Annotated in this window: 15 protein-coding genes and 1 tRNA gene; 7 read left to right on the top strand and 9 right to left on the bottom strand. The window is 62.2% G+C overall.

Annotation, left to right across the window (positions count from 1 at the left end):
- Positions 1 to 19 precede the first annotated feature (19 nt).
- From QE360_RS05550 to QE360_RS05540, 3 genes are read right to left on the bottom strand one after another with little or no spacing between them, the layout of a single operon-like run.
- Positions 20 to 484: a RidA family protein gene (locus tag QE360_RS05550; protein WP_309699911.1), complete on the bottom strand. Its 465-nt coding sequence runs from the start codon at positions 482 to 484 to the stop codon at positions 20 to 22.
- A 45-nt stretch (positions 485 to 529) separates the two neighbouring features.
- Complete coding sequence (locus QE360_RS05545; protein ID WP_309699910.1) at positions 530 to 1156, bottom strand: HAD family hydrolase; 627 nt, start codon at positions 1154 to 1156, stop codon at positions 530 to 532.
- The gene (locus QE360_RS05540; protein WP_307101950.1) at positions 1153 to 1440 is read right to left on the bottom strand and encodes a DUF3572 family protein; all 288 of its coding nucleotides are present in this window, start codon (positions 1438 to 1440) and stop codon (positions 1153 to 1155) included. Before QE360_RS05540 ends, QE360_RS05545 begins: the two co-directional genes overlap by 4 nt.
- A gap of 36 nt (positions 1441 to 1476) precedes the next feature.
- Here QE360_RS05540 and QE360_RS05535 point away from each other — a divergent pair, with 36 nt between their 5' ends.
- Positions 1477 to 1839 (top strand): response regulator, encoded by a 363-nt coding sequence (locus QE360_RS05535; protein WP_307101952.1) that lies wholly within the window; start codon positions 1477 to 1479, stop codon positions 1837 to 1839.
- A 164-nt stretch (positions 1840 to 2003) separates the two neighbouring features.
- Here the strand turns inward: QE360_RS05535 and QE360_RS05530 are convergent, their stop codons facing one another.
- The 3 genes from QE360_RS05530 to QE360_RS05520 all read right to left on the bottom strand — a co-directional run bounded on the left by QE360_RS05530 (position 2004) and on the right by QE360_RS05520 (position 4175).
- The gene (locus tag QE360_RS05530; RefSeq protein WP_309699908.1) at positions 2004 to 2351 is read right to left on the bottom strand and encodes a hypothetical protein; all 348 of its coding nucleotides are present in this window, start codon (positions 2349 to 2351) and stop codon (positions 2004 to 2006) included.
- A gap of 88 nt (positions 2352 to 2439) precedes the next feature.
- The gene (locus tag QE360_RS05525) at positions 2440 to 3135 is read right to left on the bottom strand and encodes an RlmE family RNA methyltransferase (RefSeq protein WP_307101954.1); all 696 of its coding nucleotides are present in this window, start codon (positions 3133 to 3135) and stop codon (positions 2440 to 2442) included.
- Positions 3132 to 4175, bottom strand: a complete 1044-nt coding sequence (locus QE360_RS05520) for a Ppx/GppA phosphatase family protein (protein ID WP_307101956.1) — start codon at positions 4173 to 4175, stop codon at positions 3132 to 3134. The genes QE360_RS05525 and QE360_RS05520 overlap by 4 nt, the downstream gene beginning before the upstream one ends.
- Positions 4176 to 4335: 160 nt before the next feature.
- Between QE360_RS05520 and QE360_RS05515 the strand changes: the two genes are divergently transcribed.
- Positions 4336 to 4409: transfer RNA gene (locus QE360_RS05515), tRNA-Gln, on the top strand.
- A gap of 493 nt (positions 4410 to 4902) precedes the next feature.
- On the opposite strand, the gene QE360_RS05510 is transcribed toward QE360_RS05515, so the two are convergent.
- From QE360_RS05510 to QE360_RS05500, 3 genes are all read right to left on the bottom strand, one after another.
- Positions 4903 to 5178, bottom strand: a complete 276-nt coding sequence (locus QE360_RS05510; RefSeq protein WP_309699906.1) for a hypothetical protein — start codon at positions 5176 to 5178, stop codon at positions 4903 to 4905.
- Between the two features lie 593 nt (positions 5179 to 5771).
- Positions 5772 to 6365, bottom strand: coding sequence for a recombinase family protein (locus QE360_RS05505; RefSeq protein WP_309699883.1), 594 nt, complete (start codon positions 6363 to 6365; stop codon positions 5772 to 5774).
- A 396-nt stretch (positions 6366 to 6761) separates the two neighbouring features.
- Complete coding sequence (locus QE360_RS05500; RefSeq protein ID WP_309699885.1) at positions 6762 to 6977, bottom strand: hypothetical protein; 216 nt, start codon at positions 6975 to 6977, stop codon at positions 6762 to 6764.
- Between the two features lie 566 nt (positions 6978 to 7543).
- Here QE360_RS05500 and QE360_RS05495 point away from each other — a divergent pair.
- From QE360_RS05495 to QE360_RS05475, 5 genes are read left to right on the top strand one after another with little or no spacing between them, the layout of a single operon-like run.
- Complete coding sequence (locus QE360_RS05495; RefSeq protein WP_309699905.1) at positions 7544 to 9379, top strand: class I SAM-dependent DNA methyltransferase; 1836 nt, start codon at positions 7544 to 7546, stop codon at positions 9377 to 9379.
- A gap of 35 nt (positions 9380 to 9414) precedes the next feature.
- Positions 9415 to 11292, top strand: a complete 1878-nt coding sequence (locus QE360_RS05490; RefSeq protein WP_309699903.1) for a restriction endonuclease subunit S — start codon at positions 9415 to 9417, stop codon at positions 11290 to 11292.
- A complete protein-coding gene (locus tag QE360_RS05485; RefSeq protein ID WP_309699899.1) occupies positions 11289 to 12221 on the top strand; it encodes a GIY-YIG nuclease family protein in 933 nt (310 codons plus the stop codon). The genes QE360_RS05490 and QE360_RS05485 overlap by 4 nt, the downstream gene beginning before the upstream one ends.
- The gene (locus tag QE360_RS05480; protein WP_309699897.1) at positions 12221 to 13303 is read left to right on the top strand and encodes a DUF4268 domain-containing protein; all 1083 of its coding nucleotides are present in this window, start codon (positions 12221 to 12223) and stop codon (positions 13301 to 13303) included. The genes QE360_RS05485 and QE360_RS05480 overlap by 1 nt, the downstream gene beginning before the upstream one ends.
- Positions 13300 to 16425 (top strand): DEAD/DEAH box helicase family protein, encoded by a 3126-nt coding sequence (locus QE360_RS05475; protein ID WP_309699895.1) that lies wholly within the window; start codon positions 13300 to 13302, stop codon positions 16423 to 16425. Before QE360_RS05480 ends, QE360_RS05475 begins: the two co-directional genes overlap by 4 nt.
- The last annotated feature ends 143 nt before the right edge of the window (positions 16426 to 16568 follow it).

Genomic DNA, 16568 nt, shown 5'->3' with positions numbered 1-16568 from the left:
GCGACCCCGCCCGAAAGGATCAGGCCAGCGCCACGATCGCGTCCACCTCGACCGCCGCGCCCAGCGGTAGGACCGGCACGCCGACGGCCGAGCGCGCATGGCGGCCCGCCTCGCCGAACAGCGACACCATCAGCTCCGACGCGCCATTGGCGACCTTGGGCTGGTCGGTGAAGTCGCCCGCCGAATTGACGAACACGCCCAGCTTCACGATCCGCTTCACGCGGGCAAGGTCGCCGCCCAGATATTTCTTGATCTGCGCCACCAGCATCAGGCCGCACGCCTGCGCCGCCTTCTGCCCGTCTTCCAGCGAGACGCCCTCGCCCAGCCGCCCGGTGACGAGCTGGCCGTCGATGAAGGGCAGCTGGCCCGAGATATGGAGGAGCCCGCCCGCCTCGACGACGGGGACATAGGCGGCGACGGGGGCGGCGGCCTCCGGCAGGGTGAGGCCGAGCTGCTCGAGCGCGCGATCGATATGGGTGGTCATGGCGCGAGACATGGCGCGGTGCGCCCCCGCCGGTCAAGTATCCCGTCAGCCCGGCGCGGGGCGCCCCTCGGCGAATCGCGCGGCGATCCAGGTCTCGGCGCGCCGCCAGTCGTCGATCCGGGCATGCGCGGCGGGCGCGGGCGGGACATGCGGCGCCATTTCCGGCTCTGACACCATGTGCAGCCGGTGGACCTGCGGCGCATGCTCCGCAACCGAGGCATGGTGTTGCGCCAGATCGTCGACGAAGACGGTGACGGGATGGCCATGCTCGGCGACGAGCCTCGCCACCGGCACGCCCTTGGGGCCCGAATTGCACTGGACGCGGTGGGTGATGCCGAATCGCGCCAGCTGCTCGATCCGGGGCTGGCGGCATTCCTCGACCAGATTGGTCAGGATGACGATGTCGGCCTGTTTCGCCAGCGCGGCCAGCGCCTCGGCGGCGTGGGGCACCAGGGTCTGGCGCTCCATCTGGCCGGGAAAGAAGCCGTGCAGCAGCTCCCAGGCCTCGTCATGGGTAGGGGCGGGGCCGCCGCCGCGCCGGGACAGCGATCCGAAAAAGTCGTGCCGGTCCAGCGCGAACTCCATGTCGTGCGCTTCGTCCAGCCAGTCGCGAAAGTGCCGCACCATATGGACCAGCACCTCGTCGCAGTCGCAGATCAGCAGCGGCTTCATGCGGCCTCCAGCGTCCGCCGCGCGGCGACCAGTGCCTCGGGACGCACGCCCAGCGAATCGGCGCATTCGATCAGGTCGGCCTCATGCCCCTCCAGAAAGGACAGGATGGCGGCCAGCACGCCGGGCTCGCCCGCCCCGCCGCGCAGTTCCTCGACCGACAGGCCGGTCAGCGCCAGCAGCCGTTCGGCGCGGCTCTGGCTTTGCAGCGTCCAGACGAGCGCCTGCAACGCCAGCGCCCCGGCCGTCTCGATGCGTGCGGGTTCGATTGTATCCGGTCCGGGCATTGCCTATCGTCACTCATGGTCAATGGTGGAACGGGCGTGACAAGAAAGGTGCTCGTTGTCGAGGACAACGAACTCAACCTCAAACTCTTCTGCGACCTCCTGCGCGCGCACGGCTTCATCGCGGAGCCGGTCCGCGACGGGCGCGAGGCGGTCGCGCGCGCGCGCGAGGTCGAACCCGACCTGATCATCATGGACATCCAGATGCCGCATGTGACCGGCTATGAGCTGATCCTGGAGCTGAAGGCGGACGAGGAACTGCGCCGCATCCCGGTGATGGCGGTCACCGCCTATGCGGGCCGCGAGGACGAGGACCGGATCCGCGCGGCGGGGGCGGATTCCTATGTCTCCAAACCGATCAGCCTGATGCGATTCATGGAGGCGGTGAACGCGTTGCTGTGAGGGGGGGGGGCCCACCTCTGTTCGCCCCGCTCCCCACCCTCCGTCCGCACGGAGCGAAGTCGAAGTGCACGCCCCGAACCCCTGCCGCGAGCGTCATCCCGTGGCCTTCGACTTCGCTCAGGCTGAACGGAGAAAGGGGCGAGCAAGATGTCTATTTTGGGTGGCTAGCTGTCATGTGGCTTGAACCACCGACGGAAGAACGCCTGCCGCCCAGCCACTCGCTTCCGACGCTCCGCCGCTGCCTGCTCTTGGAACTGGGAACTGCTGTAACCGACCGCCCAGCGGTAAAGAGATACGAGCATCATGGCGAACATTGCCGCCCCACCAAGCGCAAAAACGCCGAGGGCAACCGGACCGTCACGCGAGAAGCCCAAAACCTCAAGTGCGCTGATCGCCGCTAGACTCAAGAAGACCGGCACACCCCAAACAAGCCGCTGCGCAAACGCGAATACCGGATTGTATCTTCGACTCGCCCAGTCCCGATCCATCCAGTTGATCAGCGCACGAAACATGGCGGCTCGCTCCCTCGTCACCGCCTTATCGCCTATTGCCGACGTCCGCTATTGGGCGAAGGCGAAAGCGCCCCCCGACGCTCCGGGCTCAATCCTCCGAATCGTCCCCGACCGGCGCGGCCTTGCGCCCCTTGAACCCCTGCGCCACGACGAACCATTCCACCGATCCCTTGCGGCTCGACGGCGGCTTGGCGTGCTTCACGGTGGCGAAGTGGCGCTTCATCTCGGCGACCAGCTGCGAATCGGCGCCGCCCGCGAAGACCTTCGACACGAACACCCCGCCGGGCGACAGCACGTCGCAGGCAAAGGCGAACGCCGTCTCGACCAGCGCCATGGTGCGCAGCGCGTCGGTCTGCGGATGGCCGACCGTGTTGGCCGCCATGTCCGACATGACGAGGTCGGGCGCGCCGCCCAGCGCCTCCATCAGCCTGTCGGGGGCCGCATCGTCCATGAAGTCCATCTCGAAGATGGTGACGCCGTCGATCGGGTCGACGGGCAACAGGTCGATACCGACCACGCTGGCGTTCGGCACCTTGCGTCGCACCACCTGGCTCCAGCCGCCCGGCGCGATGCCGAGGTCGATGATCCGCTTCTTGCCGCGCAGGAAGCCGAACCGCTCGTCCAGCTCGATCAGCTTATAGGCCGCGCGGCTGCGATACCCCTCCGCCTTGGCACGGCGGACATAGGGGTCGTTCAGCTGGCGCTCCAGCCAGCGGGTCGATTGCGCGGTGCGGTTCCGGGCGGTGCGCACGCGCTGGTGCAGCCCCGAATTTCCTCTGCTCACGGTCTGGTGATTCCCATCAAACGCCGCAAAATCCCCTCGCGGATTCCACGGTCGGCGATCCCTAGCCGCTCGGCGGGCCAGAGGTCCAATATCGTCTCGAGGATGGCGCAGCCCGCGACCACCAGGTCGGCGCGCTCGGGGCCGATGCACGCGACCTTGCCGCGCGCGGCCAGGCTCTTGCGCGACAGGCTGGTACTGATCTCGCGCATCGCCGCCGTCGGCACGATCAGCCCGTCGACCGCGGCGCGGTCATATTGGCTGAGCCCCAGATGGACGCTCCCCAGCGTCGTCACCGTGCCGCTGGTGCCCAGCAGCCGGGGCCGCTTCAGGTCGCGCGGCAGGCGTGCGGCGAAACCGGCAAAGCTGTCCGCGACGATCTGGCGCATCCGCGCATAGGCCGCCAGCCGCCCCGCCTCGCCCTCGCCGCCGCCCGCGCTTTCGGTGAGCGACACGACGCCCCAGGGGGCCGAATGCCAGTCGAGGATGCGGGGGCTGGGGCCGCGCGTGTCGACCAGCACCAGTTCGGTCGAACCGCCGCCGATGTCGAAGACCAGAGCGGGGTCCTCGCCCGGCTCGATCAGCGCGTGACAGCCGAGAACGGCGAGCCGCGCCTCTTCCTCGGCCGAGATGATGTCCAGATGGATGCCCGTCTCCGCCAGCGCGCGCGCGATGAAGGCGGGGCCGTTGGCCGCCCGCCGGCAGGCCTCGGTCGCGACCGCGCGCGACAGGGTGACGTTGCGGCGCCGCAGCTTGTCGGCGCAGACGCGCAGCGCCGCGATGGTGCGGTCGATCGCGGCGTCGGACAGGCGGCCGGTGGTCGCCAGCCCCTCGCCCAGCCGGACGATGCGCGAAAAGGCGTCGACCACGGCAAAGCCGCCGCCCTGCGGCCGCGCGATCAGCAGCCGACAATTGTTGGTGCCAAGGTCGAGCGCGGCATAAGCCTGCGCATCGGACCACCGGCCACGCTGGGGCCGGGGCGGTGCCGGACGGGCAGGGGGCTTGGCCTGCCGGTACGGCCGTCGGGTGGGTTGATCCCCCATCGCCGTATCTCGCTTTATTCTGTTCTATCCGTCACGGACATGAGCGTCCGCCGGTGCTTGGTCCCCAAGGTAGCGGGTCGGTGCCCGTGCGACAAGACGCACCGCATCAAAGCCTGTTGACAAGCCCCGCCAGCCCGCCTAGAGGCACGCCCCTGTTCGGTGCCCCGTCGTCTAAAGGTAAGACCACGGACTCTGACTCCGTTAATTGAGGTTCGAATCCTCACGGGGCATCCAGACATTTGCCGGGATCAGGCGATCTGATCCGCAGGCCGGGCAAGCCGCCCGCCCCATATCCCCTGCCATAAAATGTCACGCTGATGATCGGCGTCGCCTGCCGTCGGCTCCGCGCGGCTGTGGATGATGACTTAGGTCGGATCGACATTCAGAATTGCTTCTCCTCTCCCCTGGACAGGGGGGAGGGTTAGCGAAGCTTGCCAGCCTGCTGGCTAGCGCAGCTTGGGTGAGGGGGCGAGCGAGCCCAAAGGCTCGCGCGCTGCTCGCATGCACCCCTCACCCAGCTCCGACTAGGCCTTTGCTTTCGCAAAGACCAAGTCTGCGCAACCCTCTCCCCTCTGCGAGGGGCGAGGGAAAGAAAGGCATCGCTGAATGCCGATCGGCCCTAGGCGAGCATGTCGGCCGTCTCGGCCTGTTTCGTGGCGAATCTTTCTACCCCGCCATCGAATCGGGTCGCGCGCGAATTTTGGACGATGCCGTGCTCTTCCCGTCGTCAGCCATTTGCCGGGGTGGCCTTCGCAAATCCGTTCGTACGCCCGGCGTGGGTGCCGTCGCGTATCGTCGGGATGCGTGATGGCGGCAGGGGGCTGCCGTTCGACGGCGCTTCCTCCGAGATAATCGTCCCCAAGGGGCGAATATCGGCAAGCAAAGCCTCGGCGGCATCGTCGTGGTGGCCGGGATCGAAAAAGACGGCGCGATGATTCCGCGCGTTGTGCCAAAGCATCGGGACAAACACGTGTCGGCGGCTGTCTTTCGACAGCCGCCTCACATTTTCCACCAATGTTGGAAAGTGGTGCCCAGAAGAGGAGTGAGCGGGGGCGAGCGGGTGGCCTCCACCTCGACCGGGGAGTTTCCTCCTGCTTTTACAATGAGGGGCGGTTCGAGTGCCAGAAGAGGCCCCGAACCATCGGCATTCACCGTCACGAGATCATTCGTAGCATCGGCGCACGCCACAGGTGTTGAGGGAGCGTTGTCAGGCATGCTCATCTCCATGATGTTTGGGCGGTGCAGTTCGATGGTGGGTAGCAAGGTCTGGCCCGACGAATGAGGTAACACCGCCCTCGGGCCATAAAATCCAGCGTTTCAAACCGTCCCGGCGAATTGCTTCTCGAATGTTCTTGGTCATCCATGCTCGAAGCGCTGGATCAGGGTCGCGTGGGTCAGCATGGGGGAAGCAGAAGGTGGAACGGTTGGCGCTCACCTCGGCCATAGGGACTCCCGCTTGAATAGTCGGAATATGCCAAGCGATGGCCGAAGGTGCGGCACGGACTGATATCCGGATAGGCTGCACGCTCGATCTCCATATCGACGGACGGCCTTGACCGTCTCGGGTGATGTTGACCGTGGGTGCACGCTGGCGGATCAAGCAGCCTGCACCGTCATCCTCGTTTTGATGCGATGAACGGTGGCGACCCCAATCTTCAAAGCCCTCGCCGTCGCGTTGATACTGGTCCCGGCGTTGAGGAGCTTGCGGGCGCGCTGCTCGATATAAGCGTCTAGCGAGGGTCGACCCGCCTTTTTCGTAGATCGGGCGAGGCCCGCCATGATGCGGTCGCGGAGGATGGCACGCTCGAATTCCGAGAAGACGCTGAGCATGCTGAACATCGCCCGGCCTGCCGGGGTCGAGGTGTCGAGCCCCTGCGTATGAAGGTAGAGGTCGACGCCCCGGCTGTTGATCTCGCCAAGGAAGGTCACGAGATGCTGAAGGCTGCGGCCTAACCGGTCGACGGACCAGCACGCGATAAGGTCGATCTCTTTCCTCGCCACCATCGTCATAAGACGGTCGTAGGCGGGACGCTTTTCCCGACCCTTGGCTCCCGAGATGCCCTCATCTGCTAGCCGCTCAACAATGGTCCAGCCCATGCGTTCGGCAACACCGTCAAGTTCACGAAGCTGGTTCTCGACCGTCTGCTGGTCCGTGCTCACCCTCGTATAGATCGCGACCCGCTTGCTCATAGCAGGATTATACCAGAGCTTATGGAATATTTCAGTTCATTCTGAAGGGTTTGGCATTGTTTTACTTGGGCCTAACAACCAACCTCCACCGCATCTCGGCGGTGCAAGGTCTGCCCATACCCGACAATCGCGTAATTACGACACCATAGCCATCATGGCCGAGGTCATGACGAATGTTGTCTTCCATTAAAGAGAGCGCGTTCTCGTCCCACCGGTCCCACTTCGCGCTCTCGGTAGTAAGTGCAAGTTCAACGGTGCGCTGGCTGTGGGGCCAATCCATTTGAATAATGGTGTCCGCTAGATCGATTCCCCGCGCATGGGTGACGGGGAATAATTTTCTTCCCCGCGAGTATACGTGCAAACTGCTGCGTGGGGGCCATCCGGTCCAAGTCGGCATCATTCTCCCCAATGCGACCGGAGTTTACTGACCCGTGCGTCAGATCGGACCTTTTTACCCTTCGGCGTGACGAAACGAACGCTTCCAGCAGGAAGGCCCATCAGGCTCTCAATCGTCTTTTGAACCCCGCCGAGCCGTGCTGTGGATTTCACCTTCTTAAAGCGCAGTCCGACAGACTTCCGCTTGACGGCAATCTTGCCCTCGATCTCGCTCATATTGATCCCCTCTGTCTGAGCACATCCTAACGTTCATCATCGAACCGTCACCATCTGCTGTTCCCCAACCATTCGATTTCGGAACAGGCAGAGTGAGCGCGCAGGATCGGCAGAAAAGCATGGGTCTGACAGATGGCAATTCGGGGAGGGTTGCGGAATGGCTGCGGACAAGATGATGTTGTGACGATGAAGGTGACTGGAGCGGCACGCTCCAGGCGCTCCGCGCCTATCGCAGCCGGTTTTATAGCGTTGGTCTATGTTCCTGCGTCTACTCTCGAATTCGGATCGAACTAACCCCAACGGATAGCGCGCTGCCGAGCGCGGCGCTGTTCAGACGTTATTGTTCGCGATCGCACAAGCGCCGCCTATCGATGTAAACATCTCGCACCGGATCAAGCCCCGGCGAGCGCGTCGTGGAGTGTCAGTCAAGCGAGATGCAATAACGACGGGAAAGACCCCCTGTCAGCGCCCCAGCTTGAGGTAATGGACGCTCCGGATTCAAGTAGCGTTTTCGGTTTCTGGAAACGTCAGATGTGCTACCTCTCCGCGCTGTATAGGGGTGAATTGTGAATCATCAGGCACTTGCGTCGTTTATTTGGTCCGTAGCGGACCTGTTGAGAGGAGACTACAAGCAGTCGGAATATGGCAGGGTCATATTGCCGTTCACCGTGCTGCGCCGTCTCGATTGCGTGCTTGGACCCACTAAAGCGGCGGTGCTCACTGAGCTTCAGGCCAAGACGGCGCTGGACCTGAACCCCGAGCCATTCCTCCTGCGTGCCGCCAAGCAGGGCTTCTACAACACCGATCCGCTCGACCTCAGCAAGCTGATGGGCGATCAAGACAATATCCGCGCCAACCTCGTCCGCTACCTTGAGGGTTTCTCGCCCGCTGTGCGGGATATCTTCGAGCAGTTCGAGTTCCACGCCCAGATCGACCGACTTGCCAAGACCGGGCTGCTCTATCAGGTCACTGAGCGCTTCACCCGCATCGACCTCCACCCCGACAAGGTGAACAACGCGGCGATGGGCCTCGCCTTTGAGGAGTTGATCCGCAAGTTCGCTGAAATCTCGAACGAGACGGCTGGTGAGCATTTCACCCCGCGTGAGGTCATCCGCCTCATGGTCAACCTGCTGTTCGTCGAGGACGACGACGCGCTGACCAAACCGGGGATCGTGCGCACCATCTACGATCCCACGGCGGGCACGGGCGGCATGCTGTCAGTCGCGGGTGAGTATCTTGATGAGCACAACCCGCAGGGGCACCTGACCATGTTCGGTCAGGAACTGAACCCAGAGAGCTACGCCATCTGCAAGGCGGACATGCTCATCAAGGGGCAGCCGATCGAGAATATCGTTCAGGGCAACACTTTGTCCGACGACAGCCACCACGGTCGCACCTTCGACTATATGCTGTCGAACCCGCCGTTCGGCGTCGAGTGGAAGAAGGTTGAGAAGCAGGTTCGCGCCGAGCACGAGCAGAAGGGCTATGACGGGCGCTTTGGCCCCGGACTGCCCCGCGTGTCGGACGGATCGCTCCTGTTCCTCATGCACCTGCTGTCGAAGATGCGCCCGCTCAATGAGGGGGGCTGTCGCTTCGGGATCGTCCTCAACGGCTCGCCCCTGTTCACGGGCGGCGCGGGCAGCGGCGAGAGCGAAATCCGCCGCTATGTGCTGGAGAACGACCTCGTTGAGGCGATCGTCGCGCTGCCGACCGACATGTTCTACAACACGGGGATCAGCACCTACGTCTGGATCATTAGCAACCGGAAGCCGGAGGCTCGCCGGGGCAAGGTCCAGTTGATCGACGCCTCCTCCATGTGGCGCAAGATGCGCAAATCCTTGGGCTCGAAGCGCAAGGAAATGTCGGACGCGCAGATCGAGACCGTCACCAAGCTGTTCGGCGGGTTCACTGAGGCGCGGCTTGCCACCAGCTTCGATGCAGACGGCCGGGAGGTTGTGCGCGACGTGGTGGTCGAGGGCGAGCCGGTGCCCTCAGCGCCGGAGGGTGGCAAGGTGAAGCTCGCGCCGCTGTCGCGCATCTTCCCGAACAGCGCCTTCGGCTATCGCACCATCACCGTCGAGCGACCGCTGCGCGACGAGGCGGGCGAGATCGTGCTGGGCCAGCGTGGCAAGGCGAAGGGTAAAAAGCAGCCAGATAGCGCCCTTCGAGATACCGAGAACGTGCCGCTCAGTGATGATGTCGAGACCTACTTTGAGCGGGAGGTGCTGCCCCACGCGGAGGATGCGTGGATCGACCACGACAAGACCAAGGTCGGCTACGAAATCCCGTTCACCCGGCACTTCTACGTGTTCGAGCCGCCGCGTCCACTCGCTGAGATCGACGCCGATCTCGAAGCCGTCACTGACCGGATCAAGGGCATGCTGGAAGGGCTCGCTGCGTGAGCTTTCCAGCGTATCCAAGTTATGGAGACAGCGGCGTGCAATGGGTTGGCGACGTGCCCAGCCATTGGGCCGTGGTTCCACTAAAGCATGTGGCAGCGCTCATTGCAGGTCAGTCGCCAAACTCAGCGGACTGCAATGAGGAAGGTGCCGGTCTGCCTTTTCTTCAGGGCTGTGCGGAGTTTGGGGAGCAACACCCTACGCCACGGCAATATTGTGAACTGCCGCCCAAACAGGCCATTGAGGGCGACCTCCTTCTTTCCGTTCGCGCGCCGGTTGGCGAGCTAAATATTGCGGACCAGCGATACGGGATTGGCCGGGGCCTCTGCGCGATCCGTCCAGTATCGGGCGAGTTCTCCTTTTTACGACACGTTATTGCCGCATCCATAAAGCCGTTACAAAGCGTGGCGACCGGCAGCACCTATCAAGCCGTCTCTTCCGAGCAGATCGGCTCGCTGCGAACTCCTAAGCCTCCGGCAGACGAGCAGATCATCATAGCCGCCTTCCTCGACCGCGAAACGAGCAAGATTGACGCGCTCATTGAGGAGCAGCGGCGCTTGATCGTGCTGCTGAAGGAGAAGCGGCAAGCCGTCATCTCCCACGCCGTCACCAAGGGCCTCGATCCAAACGCCCCGATGAAGGACAGCGGCATCGAATGGCTCGGCGAGGTGCCCGCGCATTGGCAGATACTGCCATTGCGTCGCGTAGTTCGGCAGTTCGTCGATTATCGAGGGGCGACTCCTAACAAGGTCAGTGAGGGCGTTCCTCTCATCACCGCCACCCAGATAAAGCATGGCCGCATCGACCACAGTCTCGATCCCGTGTTCATTAGCGAGGAGGAATATGCCGAGCGCATGACGCGCGGCTTCCCCGCTGTAGGAGACCTACTTCTTACAACAGAAGCGCCCCTCGGCGAGGTGGCACTCGTGGATGAGGAGCGTGTCGCACCCGGTCAACGCATCATCCTAATGAAAATGGCTGATCACCTGATGACCAGCGGCTACCTGCATGCTCACTTCCGATCTGATTTCGGCCAGAGCGAGTTGTGGACTCGAGCGAGCGGCTCAACGGCGAGCGGTATCCGTGCTGACCGGCTTAGGGGAAGCGCCGTGCTCGTGCCGCCACTGGATGAGCAACTGCGGATCGTGAGCCACATCCAGCAACAGACCAGCGCTTTCGATAACGTGTTTGCGGTAGTTACTCGCGGCATCCAGCTTCTCAATGAACGTCGCGCGGCCCTCATTTCCGCAGCCGTCACCGGCAAGATTGACGTGCGCGAATCCGCGAAGGTGCTGCCGTTTCCGCTCCATCGCGCCCAAGCGCGCGGGCTCATCGCCACGGAGATTATCGAGCGGTCGGCGCATCAATCCACCTTCGGCCGCGTCAAGCTTCAGAAGATCGCCTTCCTCGCTGAGGCGCATATCGGCATCAGCGAGCTTGCCGGTTCCTACACCCGCGAGGCCGCTGGTCCGCTCGACCGGGCGCTGATTGAAGAGATGGAAAGCGGCGCACAGAGCATCGCTGGCATTGAGTGGGAGCAACCGGGCGGCGCTGGCACCACGGTCAGCTATCGGCTCGGACAGCAGCGAGGCGCGCATCGCCACGAACTGGCGCAGTGGCTCGGTGAGGATCGCACGGCCAAGTTCGACAAGCTGATTGGAGATTTTGCGGCGCTCAGCACCAAGGAGGCCGAGGCCGTCGCGACGCTCTATGGCGTGTGGAACGACGCCCTCAGTGAGGGTGCATCGCCCACCGACAACGAGATCATCAGCGGTTTCCTCAATGACTGGCACCCGGAGAAGCGTGCCAAGTTCCGCGCCAGCGAACTTCCCGAATGGCTGGGCTGGATGCGTCGCCACGGCATCGTGCCGACCGGCTCCGGCCCAAAGACTACGACCGGGAGGCTGTTCGTATGAGCCCAGCGGTCGGCCGCTCCTTGGAGCTTTACTATATCGACGGTCGCCCGGACGGCATGGTTACCGCCGAGTTGTTTAACTGGACCGGCCACGTCCTGTTGTTCCCGCGCACCCAGTTGAGCGAAGCGCTCGTGCGTAGTGAAGCCAGCTATGCAGGCGTCTACCTGCTGCTCGGCGACCAGAATGGCGAGCCCTTCGCCTACATCGGTGAAGGCGAAGATATCGGCGCGCGTATTCGTCAGCATGACGTGCGCAAGGAATGGTGGACCAGCGCCGTGCTCGTCACGGCCTCCGCCAACAAGCTCAACAAGGCGCACGTCCGCTACCTCGAAGCGCGGCTGATCGCGCACGCCAAGGTGATCGGTCACACGCCGCTCGACAATCTGACCGCGCCAGTGCTGCCGATCCTTAGCGAAGCCGATATCGCCAAGATGGAGGCGTTCCTCGAAAACCTGCTGATCGTGCTCCCGGCTGTGCGCGTGGACATGTTTATCCAGCGTGCTCGTGCCCATCGGCCCAACGCTCCGGCGATGCAGGGTCGAACGATTGCCGAACCGCAAACAACTGGCGTAGGCGGCACACGCTTTGTGCTGGAATCACGGAAACACGGTCTGCGCGCGTCGGCGGTTCTCACTGACGGTGAGTTCGTCGTTGAGGCCGGATCAACGGGCAGACGCGAATGGACCGGCCTCGACCATCATACCTATGCGTCACTCTACGCAGAGCTTCGCCGGTCGGGCGTTCTTGCCGAGCAGGGCGCGCATTGCGTGTTCACGCAGGATTACGCCTTCCGCAGCCCGAGCGCCGCAGCCGCAGTCGTCAACGGTAGGGCATCGAACGGCCAGATCGACTGGCGCACGGCTGACGGTGGCCTGACCTACAAGGACTGGGAAGCGCGTCAGGTCTCAGTGCCCGAGGGGACAGCCTGATGCCGGTCTACGAGGTCAATGACGGCACGCTCGTCGCCGCGAACCCAACCCGCTTCTATGTCGAGGGGCTGCGCGAGCGTCCGGACATACAGCGGATGCTGCGGGATCAGATTGCGGTGTTGGGTGAAGACCTGCTGGTGCTGTCAGACGAATATGGCGGGTGGATCGACAGCAACAGGCGTATCGACCTGCTCTGCCTCGACCCTGAGGCCAATCTTGTCGTCGTGGAACTCAAGCGCGATGATGCGGGCCATATGGAGCTTCAGGCGATCCGCTACGCGGCGATGATCGCACGCATGACCTTCGCTGAAGCAGTCGAAGCGCACGCGCAATACCTTCGTCGTTGCGGCCAGAGCGGCGAGGACGCTGAGGCCAATCTGCTCGCCTACCTGAACTGGCAAGAGGCCGAGCAAGAGGAGTTCGGCGGTAGCGTCAGGATCATCCTCGCCTCGGCAGCATTCAGCAAGGAACTGACGACGACGGTGCTGTGGCTCCGCGAGCAAAATCTCGACATAAGTTGCATCCGGCTGAGCCCCTACAAACTGGGCGACGGTCGCCTGCTGCTGGACGTGCAGCCGATCATCCCGTTGCCGGAAGCGACCCAGTTCCAGACGCAGATCGGCCTAAAGCGGCAGGCTGAGCAGAAGGCCAAAATCGAGCGGTATGAACTTCGCCAACAGTTTTGGGCATCGCTGATTGAGCGATCAAAAAATAAGACTGACCTGTATATCAACCACATTGCTCCAACCGCGAACTACATGCAGCTCAGGATTGGCAGGAGTGGCTATCATTTTGATTTCAATGTCACGCAATCTGAAGTCAGGGCGTATCTCTATATCGCCAACGATGAAGCGGGGTATGATCAGTTGAACGCTCAGCGGGCTGACATTGAGGCCAGTTTTGGAAAGCCACTTGAGTGGGACGCTACTAACGGTCGAGCGAGCCGATCAATCGGTATTACCCAGACTGGTGGTTATCGATCCGACAAAGCAGATTGGGCTGAGATACACGACCGTATTTTGGTGGAGATGATCCGGTTGGTGGAAGTGCTCCGTCCAAAAGTTTTGGCACTCCCCCGATGAGCATTCACAAGGAAATCCGCTTCGAAGACGAAATCTGCGCTCACCTCGGCGCGCATGGCTGGCTCGACGAACCCGGTAGCGCCGCGCTTTACGACCGCAAGCGGGCGCTGTTCGCGCCTGATCTGGTCGCGTGGGTGCAGAAGACGCAGCCGAAGGTATGGGAGTCACTAAGCCGTAGCCACGGCTCGGCCGCTGAAAGCGCGCTGCTCGATCGTGTGCGAAAGCAGATCAATGATCGCGGCACGCTGGATGTCATCCGACATGGCGTCGAGATGGTCGGCGTTCGGGGCGTGATCTCGCTGGCCCAGTTCAAGCCCGCCATGGGCATGAATCCCGACATTATCGCAGCATATCAGGCTAACCGGCTGCGCGTAGCGCGTCAGCTTCGCTACTCGGTGGCGAATGAGAACTGCTTTGATCTGGCGCTATTCCTCAACGGCGTGCCCGTCGCGACCGCTGAGTTGAAGACGGACTTTACCCAGTCGATCACTGACGCCATCGACCAGTATCGGTTCGACCGCCTGCCCCGTCCGAAGGGCGGCAACTCCGAACCGCTGCTGACATTCCCCAGCGGGGCGCTCGTTCACTTCGCCGTGAGCAATAGCGAAGTCCACATGACTACAAAGCTCGCGGGACAAGCAACGCACTTCCTACCTTTCAACAAGGGCGATGCTGGCGGTGCAGGCAACCCGCTCAATGAGCATGGGCATCGCACTGCATATCTGTGGGAGGAAATCTGGGAGCGGGAAAGCTGGCTCGAAATCATCGGCCGCTATCTGGTCGCTCAGCGTGACACAAAGCGGACCATCACCGGCCTCATCTTCCCGCGCTATCATCAACTTGATGCGACCAGAAAACTGCGCGCGGCGGTGCGCACAGAGGGCGCTGGCGGCAAATACCTGATTCAGCACTCAGCAGGCAGCGGTAAGACAAACTCGATCGCATGGGCGGCGCACTTCCTCGCTGACCTACACACAGATGCCGACGAAAAGCTGTTTTCTACCGTCATCGTCGTATCGGATCGGAACGTCATCGACGCCCAGCTTCAGGATGCGTTGTTTGGGTTTGAACGAACCACGGGCGTGGTGGCGACGATCCGCAGTGAAGGTGGTGCTAAAAGTGGTCAGCTTGCCGAGGCGCTGGCTCAGGGCAAAAAGATTATCGTCTGCACCATCCAGACCTTTCCCTTTGCGCTTGAGGCCGTCCGCGACCTTGCCGCCACGCAGGGCAAGCGGTTCGCCGTCATCGCGGACGAGGCGCATAGTTCGCAGACCGGCGAGGCCGCGAAGAAGCTGAAACAGCTTCTCTCCCCGGAGGAGATCGCTGAGCTACAGGACGGCGGTGAGGCCAGTGCCGAAGATATCCTGACCGCGCAGATGGCAGCGCGCGCAGGCGAGAGCGGCGTCACCTACGTTGCGTTCACCGCAACGCCGAAGGGCAAAACGCTCGAACTGTTCGGCCGAAAGCCGGAGCCCGATCAGCCATCCGGCCCCGGCAATCTGCCGTCCGCTTTCCATGTTTACTCAATGAGGCAGGCGATCGAGGAAGGCTTCATCCTCGACGTGCTTAAGAACTACACGCCCTATCGGCTCGCATTCCGCCTCGCCAACGACGGCCGGGAATGGGACGATCAGCAAGTCGAGCGCAATGCGGCGCTCAAGGGCATCATGCGCTGGGTGCGACTCCACCCCTATAATATTGCACAAAAGGTTCAGATCGTCGTCGAGCACTTCCGCGAAAACGTCGAGCCGCTACTCGATGGCAACGCCAAGGCAATGGTGGTGCTGGGTAGCCGGGTCGAGGCGGTGCGCTGGAAGAAGGCGATCGACAGCTACATTAGGTCGCAAGGTTACGGCCTTGGCACGCTGGTCGCCTTCTCTGGTGAGGTAAACGATGCCGAGTCAAACGGCGAGCCCGTCACCGAGGGCAGTGCCTTGCTAAACCCCGGCCTCAAGGGCCGTGATATCCGTGATGCGTTCGCGGGAGCGGACTTCCACCTGCTGCTGGTTGCGAACAAGTTTCAGACCGGCTTCGATCAGCCACTGCTGTGCGGCATGTATGTGGATCGACGACTTGCGGGCATTCAGGCCGTGCAGACACTATCGCGACTTAATCGTGCGCACCCCGGCAAGGACACCACCTACGTCCTCGATTTCGTGAACTCGTCTGAGGAAATCCTCACCGCCTTCCGCACCTACTATGATACTGCTCAGCTTGAGGGTGTCACTGACCCGAACCTTGTCCTTGATCTCAAGGGTAAGCTCGATGCCAGCGGGCACTATGATGATTTTGAGGTCGAGCGTGTCGCTGCGGTCGAAATGAACCTCCGCGCCAAGCAGGGCGATCTCATCGCTGCCATCGAGCCTGTCGCTGACCGCCTACTCAAGCGCTACAAGGCTGCACAAGAACGCCTGCGGAGCGCACGCGAACGTAACGACGATGACGGCGCGTCGGACGCTCAGGATGAGATCAACGCGCTCGTTTTGTTCAAGAACGACATGGCGGCATACCAGCGCGCCTACAGCTTCCTCTCGCAAATTTTCGACTACGGCAGCAGCGCGGTCGAGAAGCGCTTCGTGTTCTACAAACGGCTGACCCCGCTGTTGGAGTTCGGTCGCGAGCGCGAGGGCGTAGACCTGTCCAAGGTCGTGCTGACTCATCACAGCCTCAAAGATGAGGGGCAGCGCCGCCTCGACGTGTCAGGCCGCGATGAGAGCAAGCTCAAGCCGATGACCGAGGTCGGTTCCGGGTCGGTGCAGGAGAAGGAGAAGGCGCTGCTCGCCGAGATCATTGAGCGCGTAAACGATCTGTTTGGTGCTGATACCACCGATGGCGACCAACTGAGCTACGTCACAACACTGCGTGACAAAATGCTAGAATCTGACGCGCTGGTGACGCAGGCGGCAAATAACACCGAAGCTCAGTTTGCCAATTCACCTACACTCAAGGACGAATTGATGAACGCGATCATTGAGGCGTTCGAGGCTCATTCCTCATTGAGTAAGAAGGCCCTTGATTCGCAGAAGGTGAGGGACGGCCTTAAGGAGGTTCTGCTCGGACCTGCCCAGCTTTACGATGCGCTACGTGAGCGGGCTAAGCGGGAAACGTCTGGAGCGTCATAATGCTTTTTTCTATCGCCGACAATTTTTCCTTCTTAGGAATTTTTAGATTCGCAGTATTTTCATCGGCTGGGCAATATTTAACGAATTATCATATGTACCAGATTAGTGAGTGGAGTCGTAATGGAAATTTCTATATTCACCTT

The organism is Sphingomonas sp. SORGH_AS_0789 (assembly GCF_031453055.1).
GTDB lineage: Bacteria > Pseudomonadota > Alphaproteobacteria > Sphingomonadales > Sphingomonadaceae > Sphingomonas.
The sequence above is the reverse complement of the archived record's forward strand: the minus strand, read 5'-3'. Positions and strand labels throughout refer to the sequence as shown.

What these genes read in the sequence shown, in the direction of transcription:
- QE360_RS05550 (WP_309699911.1), bottom strand. Translation starts at nt 484, where the DNA reads ATGACCACCCATATCGATCGCGCGCTCGAGCAGCTCGGCCTCACCCTG.
- QE360_RS05545 (WP_309699910.1), bottom strand. Translation starts at nt 1,156, where the DNA reads ATGAAGCCGCTGCTGATCTGCGACTGCGACGAGGTGCTGGTCCATATG.
- QE360_RS05540 (WP_307101950.1), bottom strand. Translation starts at nt 1,440, where the DNA reads ATGCCCGGACCGGATACAATCGAACCCGCACGCATCGAGACGGCCGGG.
- QE360_RS05530 (WP_309699908.1), bottom strand. Translation starts at nt 2,351, where the DNA reads ATGTTTCGTGCGCTGATCAACTGGATGGATCGGGACTGGGCGAGTCGA.
- QE360_RS05520 (WP_307101956.1), bottom strand. Translation starts at nt 4,175, where the DNA reads ATGGGGGATCAACCCACCCGACGGCCGTACCGGCAGGCCAAGCCCCCT.
- QE360_RS05505 (WP_309699883.1), bottom strand. Translation starts at nt 6,365, where the DNA reads ATGAGCAAGCGGGTCGCGATCTATACGAGGGTGAGCACGGACCAGCAG.
- QE360_RS05500 (WP_309699885.1), bottom strand. Translation starts at nt 6,977, where the DNA reads ATGAGCGAGATCGAGGGCAAGATTGCCGTCAAGCGGAAGTCTGTCGGA.
- QE360_RS05485 (WP_309699899.1), top strand. Translation starts at nt 11,289, where the DNA reads ATGAGCCCAGCGGTCGGCCGCTCCTTGGAGCTTTACTATATCGACGGT.
- QE360_RS05480 (WP_309699897.1), top strand. Translation starts at nt 12,221, where the DNA reads ATGCCGGTCTACGAGGTCAATGACGGCACGCTCGTCGCCGCGAACCCA.
- QE360_RS05475 (WP_309699895.1), top strand. Translation starts at nt 13,300, where the DNA reads ATGAGCATTCACAAGGAAATCCGCTTCGAAGACGAAATCTGCGCTCAC.